At 71.0% G+C, this 762-nt stretch carries 1 protein-coding gene; it reads left to right on the top strand.

Features of this window, described 5'->3' with window-relative positions; genetic code table 11:
- Positions 1-208 precede the first annotated feature (208 nt).
- A partial coding sequence (locus K6I34_RS37665) for a hypothetical protein (RefSeq protein WP_229332502.1) occupies positions 209-762 on the top strand: 554 nt, incomplete at its 3' end.

Genomic DNA, 762 nt, shown 5'->3' with positions numbered 1-762 from the left:
ACCCCCGGCCCACCAACCAACCCAGGAGCGCGGGGAACTGCGCGACCAGCCACGACGCGACCCGCGGTTGAGAACCCTCGTCATCGGAGCCGACGGAACCGGCGGAACCGGCGGGCACGGAGACGAGCCGGATTCGCCCTGTATGACAAACGGGCGAGTGCCACTACAGTGGCCCGACCAATGTCGGCGCGCACGAGAGTGAGCCAACGTGGCCTGTGACCTCTGGCTGGTCCCCCTCGTCGATGTGCTGTGCCACAGCCCGGACAACCCCTTCGCCGAGGAGATCGCCTCCTACGACAAGGCACTCGACGACGCGGGCCTGCCGCCCGTACCCGTCTTCGGCTACGTCCCCGGCCTGTCCGGTGACGTAGCCCCGGTCGCCGGATTCGACTACGACGCCCTGCACTTCCTGCGCCGTGCCCATCTCCTCACCCTGTGCGGCCTCAGTGTGACACCGGTCGACGAACTCGGCGGGGACTACGAGCAGTTGCTGGAGATGTTCGAGACGACGGCCCAGCAGTCGCACCTGGTCTGGCACTACGACCACGCGGGCGCCTATGTGCCGGTCGACTTCGCGCACCCGCTGTCCAACGAGGAACTCCTCGAAGGCGGCGGCCCCTTGGGCTCCAGCCAGGGCCTGTTGCGGGAGCTGCGCACCGTGGCGCCCGCGCTGGGCATCGACCCGGACGACCCGCCCGCCCCGCCCGCCGCGCCGGAGAGACCCACCGGCCTGGAGGAGCGCGCGGCGGGCGGGGCGGGCGG

This window comes from Streptomyces sp. UNOC14_S4 (assembly GCF_020740835.1).
Classification (GTDB): domain Bacteria; phylum Actinomycetota; class Actinomycetes; order Streptomycetales; family Streptomycetaceae; genus Streptomyces.
Note: the sequence above shows the minus strand (reverse complement) of the source record. Positions and strands in the feature narration are given on the sequence as shown.